We start from the raw sequence: 15867 nt of genomic DNA, 5'->3' as shown, positions 1-15867 counted from the left end.
CGTGTTCAAACGCCTCAGCAAGACGCCGCCTGCCCCCATGCCCGAACGCCGTCGCTCGACCTTCCGTGCGCCCGGCGCGATCGATGCCGCCCTCCTCGCGGAGGGGGCGACGCCCGAGGAGGCGACGTCGACGGCCGTCGATGCCGAGGAGCTCGCCACCGCCCCCGAGGCGGTCGAGCCGTCGGCACCCGCACGGCGACGCCGGGGATTCCGCGCCGCGCCCACTGACGCCGGGTCGGCAGCCGATGTCGGCGAAACGCCAGTCGGCGCGGTCGACTCCGACGCGCACGAGGCCGCCGTCGTGGAGTCCGGCACCGCCGAGCACCGCCCCGACGTCGCCGACGCCGCTCCCGAGTCGTCGACCCCGGTCGACCCTGAGCCCGAGGCCGCGCCGGCCGGGGAACCCGCCGCACGGCACCACCAGCCGCGCCACCGCGCCGATCACGTGCGCAACCGGCGCCCCTCGGGCGGAGCGCGTCGCTTCGCCGCGCTGTCGTGCACGACGGCGATCCTCGGCGTGAGCGCCTTCGGCGCCGTCGCGGCGGCGGCCGACGCCCCCGATGCGCCCTCGCTGCTCGCCGGCGAAACGGTCACGGTGAAGGACACGGTCGCGGCGGGAGCCGCCGACGAGATCGTCTCGACGCCCGTGGTCGACGACGGGCCCACCATCACGAGCGGACTCTCGACGGCCTCGGTGCCCTTCACCGGCGGCACGCAGATCACCGTCACCGGTGAGGACCTCGATCAGGTCGGCACCGTCAGCGTCGCGGGCGTGCCTGCGACGATCGTCGCCGCCGACGAGAGCGCCGTCACCTTCGCGGTGCCCGCGACGACGGCCGACGCGCTCGGCGGGGTCGAGGTGAAGTTCGCGGATGCCTCGGGCGAGGCGGTGCCGGTCGAGGAGACCGTCACCTCGATCGCCGCCGCCGGCGTCGAGCTGTCGGCCACCACCGTCGAGCCCACCGAGCAGCTCGACGCGCTCACGCTCACGTACACGAGCAATCCCGCCATCGACGCGCAGCTCGGCTACGTGCTCGCCCACTGGAGCGACTACAACTCGGCCGAGTACACGGTGCTGAGCGGGGTCGACTGCGCGAACTTCGCGAGCCAGTCGCTCATCGCCCGCGGCTGGGCGATGGACGCGGGCTGGTACTACGACCGCGCGACCGGCGCGATGTCTCCGAGCTGGTCGAGTTCGACCGCGATGCGCGACTGGCTCTCCACCCGACCCGACCTCGCGACCCCGCTCGACGACTCGCAGCGCGGCCTCGTGAAGGTCGGCGACATCGCCCAGTTCGACTGGGACGGATCGGGCGACCGCGATCACACCGCCGTCGTCACCAGGGTCGAGCACTCGGCGAACGGCACGAGCGTCTGGGTCGGCGGCCACACCAAGGACGCCGACTATTGGAACGTCGACGAGGCCCTCGCCACGGGCGGCGGCGCGGTCACCTACTTCTCGCTTCGCTGAGCTGAGCTGGGCTGGGCTCGCTTCGCTGAGCTGGCCCGAGCAGCCAGCCTGCTTGTGCAGGAAAAGTGCGCTGAGCCCGGCTGTCAGACAGGGATAGCGCCCATTTTCCTGCACCAGCAGCGCAGCAGCGCAGCAGCGCAGCAGCGCAGCAGCGCAGTGGCGGCAGCGCTACCGCGGCGGGCGGTGGGGTCTCAGCTGCCCAGCGCGGCGTCGACGATGCGCTTCGCCTCGGCCTGCACCTCGGCGAGGTGGTCGGCACCGCGGAACGACTCCGCGTAGATCTTGTAGACGTCTTCAGTGCCGCTCGGCCGCGCCGCGAACCACGCGTCGGCCGTCTCGACCTTCACCCCGCCGATCGCGGCGCCGTTGCCCGGCGCGTGCGAGAGCTTCGCCGTGATCGGGGCGCCGGCGAGCTCCGTCGCCGCGATGGAATCGCCGTCGAGCCTGCCGAGGGCGGCCTTCTGCGCGGCGTTCGCCGGGGCATCCACCCGCTCGTAGGCGGGGTCGCCGAACCGCTCGACGAGCTCCGCGTAGAGCTCCGACGGCGACTTGCCGGTGACCGCACGGATCTCGGCCGCGAGCAGGCAGAGCAGGATGCCGTCCTTGTCGGTCGTCCACACGGTGCCGTCGAAGCGCAGGAACGACGCGCCCGCGCTCTCTTCGCCGCCGAAGCCGACCGAGCCGTCGACGAGCCCCGGCACGAACCACTTGAAGCCGACCGGCACCTCCCAGAGGCGGCGGCCGAGCGAGGCCGCGACCCGGTCGATCATCGACGACGAGACGAGCGTCTTGCCGATCGCGGCGTCGGGCCGCCAGCCGTCGCGGTGGCTGAACAGGAACTCGATCGCGACGGCGAGGTAGTGGTTCGGGTTCATGAGGCCGCCGTCGGGGGTGACGATGCCGTGCCGGTCGGCGTCGGCGTCGTTGCCGGTCAGGATGTCGTACGACCCCGCCTGCGCGACGACCGAGGCCATCGCGTTGCGGCTCGACGGATCCATGCGGATCTTGCCGTCCCAGTCGAGCGTCATGAACGCCCAGCGCGGGTCGACCCGCTCGTTGACGACGGTGAGGTCGAGTCCGTAGGCGTCGCGGATGGCGCCCCAGTACGAGACGGATGCGCCGCCGAGCGGGTCGGCGCCGATACGGATGCCCGAGCGACGGATCGCCTCGAAGTCGATCACGTTCGCGAGGTCGGCCACGTATGCGCCGCGGAAGTCGTAGGTCTCGACCGCGCTCGGCTCGGCCTGCAGCACGCCGCGCAGCCCGCCTTCGATGAGCTCGTTCGCCCTGGCGGCGATCCACGAGGTCGCGTCGCTGTCGGCCGGGCCGCCGTGCGGCGGGTTGTACTTGAAGCCGCCGTCCTGCGGCGGGTTGTGCGACGGCGTGATGACGATGCCGTCGGCCTCGCCCTCGGCGCGCTTGGCGGGGTCGTTGTTCCACGTCAGGATCGCGTGCGAGAGCGCCGGGGTCGGCACGTAGTCGTCGTACTCGTCGACGAGCACGCGCACCTGGTTGCCGACGAGCACGTCGAGCGCGGTGGTCTGCGCGGGGGCGCTCAGCGCATGGGTGTCGGCGCCGATGAAGAGCGGGCCGGTGATGCCCTGCGCGGCGCGGTACTCGACGATCGCCTGCGTCGTCGCGAGGATGTGGTGCTCGTTGAAGCTCGTGGTGAGGGATGACCCGCGGTGCCCCGAGGTGCCGAACACGACGCGCTGCCCGGGCACCGAGGCATCCGGCTTCAGCTCGTAGTAGGCCCTGACGAGGGCCTCCACGTCGATGAGGTCGGATTCGGTCGCCGGGGTGCCTGCTCGCTCGTGCATGCGATCAGTCTGGCGCGGGGCGGAGCCCGCCTCAACCCGCGAGCGCCCGGCTCACCCTGCGAGCGCCCGCCTCAACCCGCGAGCGCGTGCAGCGCGGTCGCGATCGAGTAGATCGCGAGACCGGCGAGGGCGCCCACCACGGTGCCGTTGATGCGGATGAACTGCAGGTCGCGACCGACCTGCAGCTCGAGCTTCTCGGTCGTCTCCCGCGGGTCCCATCGTTCGACGGTCTCGGTGATGACGCCCGCGATCTCGTGCCGGTAGTTGCGCACGACGTAGGCCGCGGCCTCCGTCAGCCAGGCATCGACCTTCGCTGCGAGTGCCGCGTCGGTCGCGAGGCGCGTGCCGACCTCGACGACGGCGTCGCGCAGCGCGATCCGCAGCTCGCTCGCCGGGTCGGCGAGCCCCTCCTCGAGCGTCGATTTCACCGCGCTCCACGCCTCGCCCGCGAACTCGCGCACGCGCGGGCTCGCGAGCAGCTCGGCCTTGAGCCGCTCGACCCGGGCGATCATCTCGGGGTCGTGCTGCAGGTCGCCCGCGAGTTCGGCGAGGTAGCGGTCGACCGCGAGTCGCAGGGGGTGCGCGTCGTCGGCGCGCACCGCACGCACGAAGGCGAGCACCTCGCGGTGGGCGCGGTCGTCGACGAGGCGGTCGACGAACCCGGGCATCCACCGCGGCAGCCGCTCGGAGACCATTCGCCCGAACGCCTCGGGATGCGCGGCCAGCCACGACTCGGCCTTCTCGAGCACGGCGTCGACGGCGGCGCGCTGCTGGTCGGCGGCGACGAGGCTCGCACCGATCCGGCCGATCGCCGGCCCCCACTCGGGTTCGAAGAGATGGCGGCGGGCGAGCCGCTCGATGACGTCCTCGACGTCGTCGTCGCCGAGCAGGGTGAGGATGCCACGGGCCGCGACCGCAGCCTCGGCGGTGACCCGCTCGGCGTTCGCGGGCTGGGCGAGCCATCCGCCGACCCGTCGTGAGATGCCGATCGAGCGGAGCTTGCCGAGCACGACCTCGTCGGAGAGGAACTCGTGCTCGACGAACGCGCCGAGGCTCGCCCCGATCTCGTCCTTGCGCTTCGGGATGATCGCGGTGTGGGGGATGGGGATGCCGAGCGGGTGCCGGAAGAGCGCCGTCACCGCGAACCAGTCGGCGATCGCGCCGACCATCGCGCCCTCGGCGGCGGCGCGCACGTAGCCGAGCCACGCGATGTCGTCCTGCAGCGCGAACGACACGGCGAACACCGCCGCGGCGACGAGGAGCAGGCTCGTGGCGACGCGCTTCATGCGGCGCAGCGCGGCGAGCCGCTCCGCGTCGCTCGGCACGGGCGGCACGGTCTTCGTCGTCACCGCGTCCACCTCCGCAGTATTTCAGGCGCCTCACGCGGTGCTCGTTAGGCTTGGCGCATGACCACGGATGCCACGCCGACACCCCCCGACGAGACGTACTCGTACCTCGGTCCGGCCGGCACCTTCACCGAAGCGGCCCTGAAGCAGGTGCCCGAGGCCGCGGGCAAGCACTGGCGTTCGGTGAACAACGTCGGCGAGGCGCTGGCCGACGTCGTGAGCGGCCGGTCGACGGCGGCGATGATCGCGATCGAGAACTCGATCGACGGCGGAGTGAGCGCCACGCAGGATGCGCTCGCGACGGTGCCGGGTCTTCGCATCGTCGGCGAGTACCTCGTGCCCGTGAACTTCGTGCTGGTCGCGCGACACGGAACGACGCTCGCGGAGGTGAAGGTCGTCAACGCGCACCCCGTCGCCTACGCCCAGTCGCGGGGCTGGCTCGAGCGCGAGCTGCCCGACCACGGGCACATCCCGGCGACGAGCAACGTCGCGGCCGCGGCATCCCTCTTCGAGGACTCGCAGGCCGACGCGGCCGTCGCGCCGCCCGGCATCACCGAGCACCTCGACGTCGAGGTGCTCGCGCGCGACCTCGGCGACAATCCGAACGCGGTGACCCGCTTCGTGCTGGTCAGCCGCTCGCGGGTGCTGCCCGAGCCGACCGGCGCCGACAAGACGAGCCTCATCGTCGAGCTGCCCGACGACGAGCCGGGTGCGCTGCTCGCGATGCTGGAGCAGTTCTCGACCCGGGGCGTGAACCTCTCGCTCATCCAGTCGCGACCGATCGGCGACGCCCTCGGACGGTACCGCTTCGTCGTCGACCTCGACGGGCACGCGGCCGACGAACGCGTCGCCGACGCCCTGCTGGGCCTGCGCCGCACGAGCCCGAAGGTGATCTTCCTCGGCTCGTATCCGCGCGCCGACGAGCAGGAGGTCGCCTACCACTCGAAGTACGATGACGAGATCTTCATCGAGGCCCGCGACTGGTTGCGCGGCATCTTGAGCGGCGAACCCGACGGCGCCTGACCGGCGACCCGTCGCGAGCGAGGAGGTCGACGATGGCCGACGGCGATCGGGGCGTGGACCCGAGGTACGACCCGCGGTTCCAGCGCGGCTACGACGCGTCGCGCGACGGCGGGGCCGCGACGCCGTCGATCGCCAGGCAGGTCGACCGAACCGAGGGAGAAGCCGGGCACGGCACGGCCGGCGCGCCCGAGCCGCTGGCGTCCCGAGCGGCGGTCGGCGGCCGGGTGGCCGATGCCCCGCGCACGGCCCCCGAGCCCGAGTCGTCGGCGCCGGACGAGCCGACGGCGCGCCCGGGTCCGACCGCTGCGCGCCCGGACCCGACAGGCCGCCCGGATCCGACTGTCCGGCCGCATCCGACAGGCCGGCCGGACTCCGAACCGACGGTCGGGCCGCGCCCGCGCCCGTACTCGGAACCGCTCCGGAACCCTGAGCCCGATCGCCGTGCGGACGCCGCACGCGTGCGCAGCTTGCTGCTCGCCGGGTGGGCCGTGACCGGGGGAGCGATGCTGCTCGGCCTCTGGCTGGCGTGGAGCGTGAACTCGGAGTTCAGCTACTACAGCGGCATCGTCGACCAGTCCGCCGAGAACCTGCGCGTGCTCGGCTGGGCGCTCGCGCCGGCGCTGCTCATGGGCGGCGCGGTCGGCGCGGTCGTGGTGACGGGCGTGGCCGCGAACCTCCACGACGGCACGCGGTCCGCCGACGCGGCGGGTGCCCCGCGATTCCGGCGCGGCCCCGCGTGGTGGGCGCTGGCCGCGATCGTGGCGGCCGCCGTCGTGCTGATCGCCTGGGCGGTCGCGCTCTCGGCCGAGGGCAACGCGGCCGGCTCGGGCCTGCAGTTCACGCCCGAGGGGAACGTCTCCGACGATCAGCAGGCGAAGCTGAACACGATGGCGCTCGGCCAGGTCGCCCAGATGCTGATCGGGCCGCTGGCGTCGGCCGCGGTCGCCGCGCTCGTCGCCCTCGTCGTGATCGAGGTCGGGCGGGCGGCCCGCGGCGAGCCCCGCCGGGCCGGCTCCGACGCGGGCTGACGCGGCTGCCACCGGCTGACGCCGGCCGACGCGGGCCGACGCGGCTGCCACCGGCTGACGCCGCGCACGGCGAACTCGTCAGCGGGCGGCCCGGCGCGGTTCCGCGGCGCGATCTCGGCGGTCGAGGCCGCCGTCGAGGGCGGTGTCCCAGGCGGACTGCAGCGCCGCGGTGATCGCTCCCCGCACGACCGTGTTCTCGGTGAACGGCGAGAGGCGCACCTCGACCGGGGCGGCGCCGCCGACCGCGAGGCGGCGTTCGAGCGCGGCGGTGAGCACCTCGCCCCCGCGGGCGATGCCCCCGGTGATGTACATGCGATGCAGGTCGAGGGCGAGCAGGATCGGTGCGAGGGCGCGCGCCGCGACGTCGGCGAGCAGATCGACGATCTCGATCGCCGCGCGTTCGCCGTCGTTGGCCCGCTCGAACACCTGGGCGGTCGCCGCCTCGGCGCCGAGCACCGAGGCGAGCCGGGTGAACGGATCGCGCGCGGCCACGAGGCGGGCGACCTCGTCGATCCGCTCGGCCCCGACGACCGCCTCGAGCGCGGCCGGTTCGCCGCTCCAGGGGTCGACCACCCGCAGCGCCCCGATCTCGCCCGCGGCGCCGAGCGGCCCGCGGTACAGGCGCCCGTCGAGCACCAGTCCGGCGCCGAGCCGTTCGCCCCACTGCACCGTGAGGAAGGAGGGCGGGCAGTCGTCGAGCCGCGACATCGCGAGGGCCGCGAGGTTGGCGTCGTTGTCGAGCTCGGCCGGGCAGGCGAAGCCGCGGCCGAGCTCGCGGGTCAGGTCGAGGTCGGACCAGGCGTCGATGCCGCGGATGACCCGGACGCGACCCTCGGCGTGATCGATCATGCCGACGCTCGCGATGGAGAGCGCCGCGACCTCGGGGCGGGTCAACCCGGCGCCGCCGAGCGCGCGGTCGATCGTCGCTCCCACGAGCTGGAGCAGCGCCCGCCCGTCGTGCAGCTCGTGCTGCGCATCCGCCGAGGAGAGGACCGCGCCCGAGGCATCCGCCACCTCGGCGACGACCCGGTGCAGGCCGATGTCGACCCCGACCACGTGGAACCGGCCGGGCGTGACCGAGAAGCGGGCGGCCGGCCGCCCGAGCGATCCCGCGGGGTCGTGGCGCTGCAGCCAGCCGTCGGCTTCGAGCTCCTCCACGATCGTGGCGACCGTCGAGCGGGTCAGTCCCGTGTGCTCGGCGACCTCGACGATGCGCTGCGGAACGGCGCCGGTGCGCAGTTCATCGAGCACGCGCGCGGTGTTGTAGCGCTTCAGCCGTGCGGTGCCGACGATCGGGTCGTTCATTCGGGCTCCGTTCCGAGATTACTTTAGCCGAGACTTTACGTTAAGACCTTGCGTAATGGTCGGGGCTCTGGTTGGGTCGGTCGTGACCGCGCGGACCGCGCGCACTCCTCCCTGGCGAAAGGCCCGATGATGCACCCAACGCCCAGCCGACGACGCGCGGTGATCGCGCCGCTCGCGGCGCTCGCGACGTCCCTTCTGCTCGTGACCGGCTCCGCCGTCGGCGCGAGCGCAGAGCCACCCGATCGCACCGCGAAACTCGACGTGCCGCCCAAGACGGCGCCCGGACTCGAGTCGGCCCGCTCCGCGGCCGACCGCCTGCTCGGCGACGCGGCAGACGGTTTCGACTTCGCGAAGCTCGACCCCGCCGACGGCGCCGACCGGTACGAGGTCACCTCCAAGCGCAACCACGTGCGCGTGGCCGCGACCGACCCGGCCACCGCTATCGCGGGGGTCAACGCCTACCTCGGCACGATCGGGCAGTCGATCTCGTGGAACGTGCGCAACCTCGACGAGGACGCCGCGCTGCCGCTGCCGAGCTCGCCGATCACGGCGAGCTCGAACGTCTCGCACCGCTTCTACGGCAATGACACCGAAGACGGCTACACGGGCGCCTCCCGCAGTTGGGAGCAGTGGGAGCGCGAGATCGACGAGCTCGCTGCGCTCGGCTTCAACGAGGTCTTCATGCCGGTCGGCTCCGAGGCCGTGTACTTCGAGGTGCTCACGCAGTTCGGCTACTCCGCCGAGGAGGCGCGCGCGTGGATCCCGCTGCCCGGTCACCAGCCGTGGTGGCTGCTGCAGAACATGTCGAGCTACCCCGCCGGCACCAGCGACGCACTGCTCGCCGAGCGCGCCGAGCTCGGACGGAAGATCGCCGACCGTCTGCGTGAGCTCGACATGACCCCCGTGCTCCCCGGCTACTTCGGCACCGTGCCGACCGACTTCGCGGAGCGCAACGCCGGCGCGCGGGTCGAGCCCCAGGGCGGCTGGGTCGGCTTCGAGCGGCCGGGCTGGCTCGACCCGAACTCGGCGGTGTTCACCGACCTCGCCGACGCCTTCTACGAGGAGTCCGAACGCCTGCTGGGCGCCTCCGACGCCTACAAGATGGACGTCCTGCACGAGGGCGGCCGTCGCGGCACCGTCGATGTGCCCGCGGCCACGCGGGCGATCGAGACGGCATTGCAGACGGCGCATCCGGATGCCACGTGGGTGCTGCTCGGCTGGCAGAACAACCCGCCCGAGGATGTCGCCGCAGCGGTGGATCCCGAGACGACGTTCATCGTGGACGGTCTCTCGGACCGCTGGGAGCGCGGCGACCTCGAGGCCAAGTGGAGCGGGGTGCCGTACGCATTCGGCACGATCTGGAACTTCGGCGGCCACACGACGATGGGCGCCGAGCTCACGAAGTGGAACGAACTGTTCGACGAATGGCTGAACCGCGAGGGCAGCCGCGTCGACGGCATCGCGGCCCTGCCCGAGGGCGGGCTCAACAACCCCGCCGCGATCGACTTCTTCGCCGGGCTCGCCTGGCGCGACGGCCCCGTCGACGTGAACGCGTGGTTCGACGCCTGGACCGAGCGTCGCTACGGGATCGACGACCCGGTGCTGAAGGCGGCATGGCGCATCCTCGCCGAGACGGCGTACACGCTGCCCGACAACGAGGGCTACAGCGAGGCCCACGACGGGCTCTACGGCGCGCGGCCGTCGCTCTCGGCGAGCCGCGCCGCGGAGTGGTCGCCGAGCAGCTTCTCGTACGACCCCGACCGCTTCGCCGAGGCGCTCGACCACCTGCTCGCCGCTGCTCCGGCTGCGGCCGAGGTGCCGAGCTACCGCTACGACCTGATGGACGTCTCCCGTCAGGTGACGTCGAACACCTCGCGGATCCTCCTGCCCCAGCTGCAGCAGGCGTACGGCATGCGCGATCGCGAGGCGTTCACGCAGCTCAGCGAGGAGTGGCTCGCGAACATGGCGCTGCTCGACGACATCGCCGCGACCCAGCCGCAGATGCTCCTCGGACGGTGGATCGCGGATGCGCGCGCCGCCGCCGCGGACGACGCCGAGGCCGATCGCCTGGAGTTCGACGCGCGATCGATCGTGACGACCTGGGGCGACCGCAGCGCGGTGAACGCCGGCCTCAACGACTACGCGAACCGCGAGTGGCAGGGGCTCGTCGGCGGCTACTACACCGATCGGTGGGAGCGCTTCTTCGCGAGCATCCAGACCGCCTTCGACACCGGGAAGGCGCCGGCGGCGATCGACTGGTACGCGGTGGGGGCCGAGTTCACCGGCTCGACCGACACCTCGGAGTTCCTCACGGAACCCGAGGGCGACATCGTCGCCCTCGCGGGCCTCGCCGCCGCAGCGCACGATGCGACCGTGCCCGATGTGCCCGAGGCGCCGACGGCGGGAACCCACTTCCTGTCCGAGCTGCCGTTCGCCTCGGTGTCGCTGAACACGGCGTACGGCCCGATCGAGCGCGACACCGAGATCGGGGAGGCCGCGTACGGCGACGGCAAGCCGATCCGCCTGGCGGGTGTCGAGTACGCGAAGGGCCTCGGCGTGAACTCGCCGACGACGATCGGCTTCAACCTCGGCGGGCGGTGCACGACGTTCGAGGCGGTGGTCGGCATCGACGACGTCATGAACAAGGCCGGTGCGTCGCCCAACGTGATCTTCCGGGTGCTCGGCGACGGCGAGCTCCTCTACGACAGCGGCGCGATGACCAAGGGCCTTTCGGCAGAGGTCGCCGTCGAGCTCGCCGGCGTGCAGACGCTCGAACTGGTCGTCGATCCGAACGCGGCCGGCTCGCCCGCCGGCCAGGCCGAGTGGTGGGACCGCGCGGACTGGGCGGATGCCGCCGTGAGCTGCGAGTGATCGCCGGCTGAGGCTCGGGCGGGGCCGATCGGCCGATCGGCATCGGTCGGCTCCGCCCGAGACCCCGAACTGGGACGCCGGCGCCCCTTCCGGGCGGGGTCGCAGTGTGCTTAGGTGAGCCATGGACTCTCGTGGAGTCGCTGAGGTGAAGTTCAACGGGAAGCTCGCCATTCTGCTGGCGATGGCGATGTTCGTGCTGGTCGTCGACACCTCCCTCATGAACGTGTCGATCTCCGCGGTCGTGCACGATCTCGACACGACCGTGAGCGGCGTGCAGGGGGCGATCGCGCTCGAGGCGCTCGTGTCCGCGGCGTTCATCCTCATCGGAGGCAAGACGGGCGACCTGATCGGCCGCAAGCTCGCCTACGTGCTCGGACTGCTCGGCTACGCGATCGGCGCGATCGCGATGGTGTTCGCGCAGGACCTCACGGCGATCATCATCTTCTGGGCCTTCATCGGGGGCATCGGCGCCTCGCTGCTGCTGCCGGCGATGCAGTCGCTCATCCACGGCAACTTCGAGGGCGCGCACCAGAAGCGGGTGTACGCGCTCGTGGGGGCATCGGCCGCCATCGCCGCGGCGGTGGGCCCGCTGCTCGGCGGGTTCATCACGACGTTCCTCTCGTGGCGGGTCGGCTTCGCGCTCGAGGCGGTCATCATCGCGGTCGTGCTCGCGGGCATCGGCCTCGTGAAAGACGTGCCGTACCACGGCGAGCGCTCGGTCGACTACGTCGGCGCCCTGCTCTCGATCGTCGGCATGGGCGGCGTCGTCACCGGCATCCTCGTGTGGCAGGAGGGCGGCGGCTACGTCGGCCTGATCATCGGCATCGGGGTGGTCGGGCTCGGGCTCCTCGTCTTCTGGCTGCGCAACCGCAAGCGCCGCGGGAGGCCGACGCTCCTCGACCCCGCACTCTTCGAATCGAAGATGTTCCGCACCGGGGCGAGCGGCCAGCTGCTGCAGCAGATCGCCCTCGGCGGTACGATGATCGTGCTGCCGATCTACCTGCAGATGGTGTTCGAGTACAACGCCCTGCAGGCGGGTCTCTCGATCGCGCCGCTCTCGCTCAGCATGTTCGTCGTCGCACTGCTCGCCGGCCGCGGCCTGAAGCGGCGGCCGGCCACGATCATCCTGTGGGGCTTCGCCCTCGTCGTCGTCGGGGTCGCGGCGATCGTGCCGATCGTGCCGATCGCCGACTCGGGCTGGTACCTCACGCTGCCCCTGATCGTCGCGGGCTGCGGCCTGGGGCTGCTCGTCTCGCAGCTGAACAACTACACGCTCTCGCCGATCTCCGACGAACGGGTCAGCGAGGCGGCGGGCGTGAACTCCGCCGCGGGCTCGTTCGGCCTCTCGTTCGGCCTGGCCTTCGCCGGGGCGATCATGCTCGCGACGCTCGCCTTCACCTTCACTGCGAGCGCCGAGTCGAGCACCGTGCTGAGCCCCGATCAGCAGGAGCAGGTGGCGACCGTGCTCGAAGAGGACGCCGAGATCATGACGAACACCGGGCTCGAGGAGCTCGTCGCCGATGAGACGCCCGAGGTGCAGGAGGAGATCCTGCGCATCAACACCGACTCCCGGTTCATCGCGCTCCAGATCGCGCTGCTCGTGCCGATCCTCGCGGGCCTGCTCGGGGTACTGAACGCGTTGCGGATGCGGCGGCTGCCCGACCCGAAGCCCACGGAGGCGGCCGAGGGGACCATGCTCGGCTGAGGCCGGCGCAGCGCCCGGAGCCCGGCGCCCGGCCGGGCCCGCCTCAGCGCGGGACGCGCACCACGAGCGCCGCCGGGTCGACGCGGAACCGCGCCGACACGACGCTGCCGAACTCGTCGCCGTCGATCTCGAACTCCTGCGGGCCGCCCTCGATCTCGAGCTCGACCGAGCGGCCGCGACGGTAGACGATCTGCTGCTTGCGGTTGCCGCTCGTGAGGTCGATGAACTGCCGCCCGAGGGCCGACTTGCGCAGCACCCGGTTCTCCCACACGACCGTGCGCCAGATGAGCAGCCAGCCGAGCAGGTTGCGCGGCTGCAGCACGACCACGTCGAGGTGCCCGTCGTCGATCTCGGCGTCGGGGATGAGCTCGATGTTGCCCGGCAGGTAGCCGAGGTTCGCGACGAGGATGCTCGCGACCCGGGCCCGGTGGTGGCGGCGCGACTCGAGCCGGTACACCGCGCGGTAGGGCTTCGAGGCGGGCAGCGCCCGCAGGCCCGCGTCGACGTAGGCGAGCCAGCCGACCCGCTTCTTGAGCTCGGGGTTCGTGTTCTGGATCATCTCGGCGTCGATGCCGATGCCGGCCATCACGAGCGAGACGTGCGTCTCGTCGTCGCCGTCGGGGCGGGTGACGTCGGCGACGATGACGTCGACCGCGCGGTCGATGCCGGCGAAGGCCAGCACGACCGCGTCGTCGATGTCGTTCACGGGAATGTCGAGGTTTCGGGCGAACAGGTTGCCGGTGCCGAGCGGCACGATGCCGAGAGGGATCCCGGTGCCGCGGAGCGCGGCGGCGACCGATCGCACGGTGCCGTCGCCGCCTGCGGCGATCACGAGGTCGACGCCGGCCTCGGCCGCTTCGCGGGCCATGCCCTTGCCGGGATCGTCGACGGCGGTTTCGATCCAGAGGCTGGGCGCGTACGACTGCCGCTCCTCGGCGCGGCCGATCGCCGCCCGCAGCGCATCGGTGCCCTGCTTGCTGGGGTTGAAGATCACGGCGGCGCGCAGGCGCGGCTGCGCGGCATCCCCCTGCCGCTCGTTCCGATCGTCCGACACGCTGCCACCGTATTGCATCCACCCGAGAACACGGCCAACGGGCGCATCCTGCCCATGAATGGTGTCGGATGCCCCGGGCTAGACTTGCTCGGGTGATCGATCCCGTACTGCTCCGCGAGAACCCCGACCTGATCAAGCGTTCGCAGGAGCTCCGCGGCGAGTCCTCGGAGCTCGTCGACGATGCGGTGGCCGCCGACGCCGCACGCCGCACCGCGATCACCGTCTTCGAGGCGCTGCGCGCCGAGCAGAACGCCTTCGGCAAGCAGGTCGCGCAGGCGCCGAAAGACGCCAAGGCCGCGCTCGTCGCACAGGCGCAGGAGCTCGCGGGCAAGGTCAAGGCCGCGAACCAGGCCGTGAGCGACGCCGAGGCGGCGTTCACGCTCGCCGTGCAGAAGCTCGGCAACGTCGTCATCGACGGGGTGCCCGCGGGCGGTGAAGACGACTACATCGTGCTCCGCGAGGTCGGCGAGATCCCCGCATTCGCGTTCGAGCCGCGCGACCACCTCGAGATCGGCGAGCTGCTCGACGCGATCGACATGCAGCGCGGCGCGAAGGTGTCTGGCGCGCGCTTCCACTACCTCAAGGGCGTCGGCGCCCGCCTCGAGCTCGCGCTCATGAACATGGGCCTCGACCGCGCGATCGCGGCCGGTTTCACCCCGCTCATCACGCCCACGCTCGTGCGCCCCGAGATCATGAACGGCACCGGCTTCCTCGGTGCGCACGCCGACGAGGTGTACTACCTGCCCGAGCAGGAGCTCTACCTCACCGGCACGAGCGAGGTCGCGCTCGCCGGGTACCACGCCGACGAGATCATCGACGTGTCGAACGGGCCCATCCGCTACGCCGGGTGGTCGACGTGCTATCGCAGCGAGGCCGGCTCGCACGGCAAGGACACCCGCGGCATCATCCGCGTGCACCAGTTCAACAAGCTCGAGATGTTCACCTACATCGACCCGGCCGACGCCGAGGCCGAGCACCAGCGCCTGCTCGCCTGGCAGGAGGGCATGCTGCAAGACCTGGGCCTCACGTACCGCGTGATCGACACCGCGGCCGGCGACCTCGGGTCGAGCGCTGCCCGCAAGTACGACGTCGAGGCGTGGGTGCCGACGCAGGGCGCGTACCGCGAGCTCACCTCGACCTCGAACTGCACGACGTTCCAGGCTCGCCGCCTCGACATCCGCCACCGCACCGAGAGCGGCAAGACGGCGCCCGTCGCGACCCTCAACGGCACGCTGGCGACGACGCGCTGGCTCGTCGCCATCCTCGAGACGCACCAGCAGGCCGACGGCTCGGTGGTGGTGCCCGAGGCGCTGCGCGGCTACCTCGGCGGACTCGAGCGACTCGAGCCCGTCGCACGATGAGCATCGAGCGAGCGCACGAGACCGAGGTCGCGGCCGAGGCGTGGTTCGTCGCGCTCGACGTCGACGGCACGATCATGCACGAGGACGGCACGATCGACGACGCCGTCGCCGATGCGGTCGCCCGCGCGGTCGAGCGGGGCCACCTCGTCACGCTCGCGACCGGCCGCTCGTGGTCGACGACGAGGCCGGTGATCGAGGCGCTCGGTCTCGCGCCCGAGTACGTGGTGTGCGCGAACGGCGCCATCACGATGCGCCGTGACGACACCGCGCCCGACGGGTACGTGCGCGAGCACGTCGAGACCTTCGACCCGACGGCGGTGCTCGAACGCATCCGCGCCTTCCTCCCGTCGGGCAAGTTCATGGTCGAACTCCCCGACGGCTACCGCCTCTACACCGAGGGCATGACCGAGTGGAACCTCGAGAACGCCCGCGAGGTCGTCTTCGACGAACTGCTCGACCAGCGCGCGACGCGCGTCGTCGTGACGAGCCTCGAGCACGGGCTCGAGGAGTTCTTCGGCATCGTCGACCAGATGGGGCTCCACCACGTGAGCTACGCGATCGGCTGGACCGCGTGGCTCGACATCGCCCCCGACGGCGTCAACAAGGCGACCGCGCTCGAGCGGGTCCGCGGATGGCTCGGCGTCGACGCCGCCCGCGTGTTCGCCGCCGGCGACGGGCGCAACGACCTCGAGATGTTCGCCTGGGCGGGCTCCGCCGGGCGTGCCGTCGCGATGGGCCAGGCCCCCGAGGAGGTGCGCGCCGCCGCCGGCGAGGTGACCGGCCCGGTCGTCGAGGCCGGTCTCGCCACAGCGCTCGACTCGCTTCCCTGAGCTGCGGAATCGAGCCGTGACCGGGGTGCACGACTAGAATCGACGGGTCGGGA

At 72.1% G+C, this 15867-nt stretch carries 11 protein-coding genes; 7 read left to right on the top strand and 4 right to left on the bottom strand.

The annotated features are described in order from the left end of the window. Positions 1–37: 37 nt before the first annotated feature. On the top strand, positions 38–1471 hold the full coding sequence (locus GQQ93_RS16885) for an amidase domain-containing protein (RefSeq protein WP_157425400.1): 1434 nt from the start codon (positions 38–40) through the stop codon (positions 1469–1471). 191 nt (positions 1472–1662) lie between these two features. On the opposite strand, the gene pgm is transcribed toward GQQ93_RS16885, so the two are convergent. Continuing rightward, positions 1663–3291: a phosphoglucomutase (alpha-D-glucose-1,6-bisphosphate-dependent) gene (pgm, locus tag GQQ93_RS16880; protein WP_157425399.1), complete on the bottom strand. Its 1629-nt coding sequence runs from the start codon at positions 3289–3291 to the stop codon at positions 1663–1665. Positions 3292–3362: 71 nt separating this feature from the next. Further along, positions 3363–4640 (bottom strand): DUF445 domain-containing protein, encoded by a 1278-nt coding sequence (locus GQQ93_RS16875; protein WP_246192389.1) that lies wholly within the window; start codon positions 4638–4640, stop codon positions 3363–3365. Between the two features lie 57 nt (positions 4641–4697). Between GQQ93_RS16875 and pheA the strand changes: the two genes are divergently transcribed. After that, complete coding sequence (gene pheA / locus GQQ93_RS16870) at positions 4698–5660, top strand: prephenate dehydratase (RefSeq protein WP_157425398.1); 963 nt, start codon at positions 4698–4700, stop codon at positions 5658–5660. A gap of 458 nt (positions 5661–6118) precedes the next feature. After that, on the top strand, positions 6119–6688 hold the full coding sequence (locus GQQ93_RS16865) for a hypothetical protein (protein ID WP_157425397.1): 570 nt from the start codon (positions 6119–6121) through the stop codon (positions 6686–6688). A gap of 78 nt (positions 6689–6766) precedes the next feature. Here GQQ93_RS16865 and GQQ93_RS16860 read toward each other — a convergent pair whose 3' ends face one another. Next, a complete protein-coding gene (locus GQQ93_RS16860) occupies positions 6767–7993 on the bottom strand; it encodes an ROK family transcriptional regulator (protein WP_157425396.1) in 1227 nt (408 codons plus the stop codon). 126 nt (positions 7994–8119) lie between these two features. Between GQQ93_RS16860 and GQQ93_RS16855 the strand changes: the two genes are divergently transcribed. Further along, a complete protein-coding gene (locus GQQ93_RS16855) occupies positions 8120–10864 on the top strand; it encodes an alpha-N-acetylglucosaminidase TIM-barrel domain-containing protein (protein WP_157425395.1) in 2745 nt (914 codons plus the stop codon). A gap of 121 nt (positions 10865–10985) precedes the next feature. Further along, the gene (locus GQQ93_RS16850) at positions 10986–12569 is read left to right on the top strand and encodes an MFS transporter (protein ID WP_157425394.1); all 1584 of its coding nucleotides are present in this window, start codon (positions 10986–10988) and stop codon (positions 12567–12569) included. 43 nt (positions 12570–12612) lie between these two features. On the opposite strand, the gene GQQ93_RS16845 is transcribed toward GQQ93_RS16850, so the two are convergent. Beyond that, positions 12613–13623 (bottom strand): diacylglycerol/lipid kinase family protein, encoded by a 1011-nt coding sequence (locus tag GQQ93_RS16845; protein ID WP_246192388.1) that lies wholly within the window; start codon positions 13621–13623, stop codon positions 12613–12615. 92 nt (positions 13624–13715) lie between these two features. Between GQQ93_RS16845 and serS the strand changes: the two genes are divergently transcribed. Together serS and GQQ93_RS16835 are read left to right on the top strand one after the other, a co-directional pair. After that, entirely contained in the window at positions 13716–14984 is a 1269-nt protein-coding gene (gene serS, locus GQQ93_RS16840; RefSeq protein ID WP_157425392.1) for a serine--tRNA ligase, read from the top strand. Further along, positions 14981–15814: an HAD family hydrolase gene (locus GQQ93_RS16835; RefSeq protein WP_157425391.1), complete on the top strand. Its 834-nt coding sequence runs from the start codon at positions 14981–14983 to the stop codon at positions 15812–15814. Before serS ends, GQQ93_RS16835 begins: the two co-directional genes overlap by 4 nt. Positions 15815–15867: the final 53 nt, after the last annotated feature.

The sequence above is a fragment of the Agromyces lapidis genome, assembly GCF_009749405.1.
Lineage (GTDB): Bacteria > Actinomycetota > Actinomycetes > Actinomycetales > Microbacteriaceae > Agromyces > Agromyces lapidis.
Note: the sequence above shows the minus strand (reverse complement) of the source record. Positions and strands in the feature narration are given on the sequence as shown.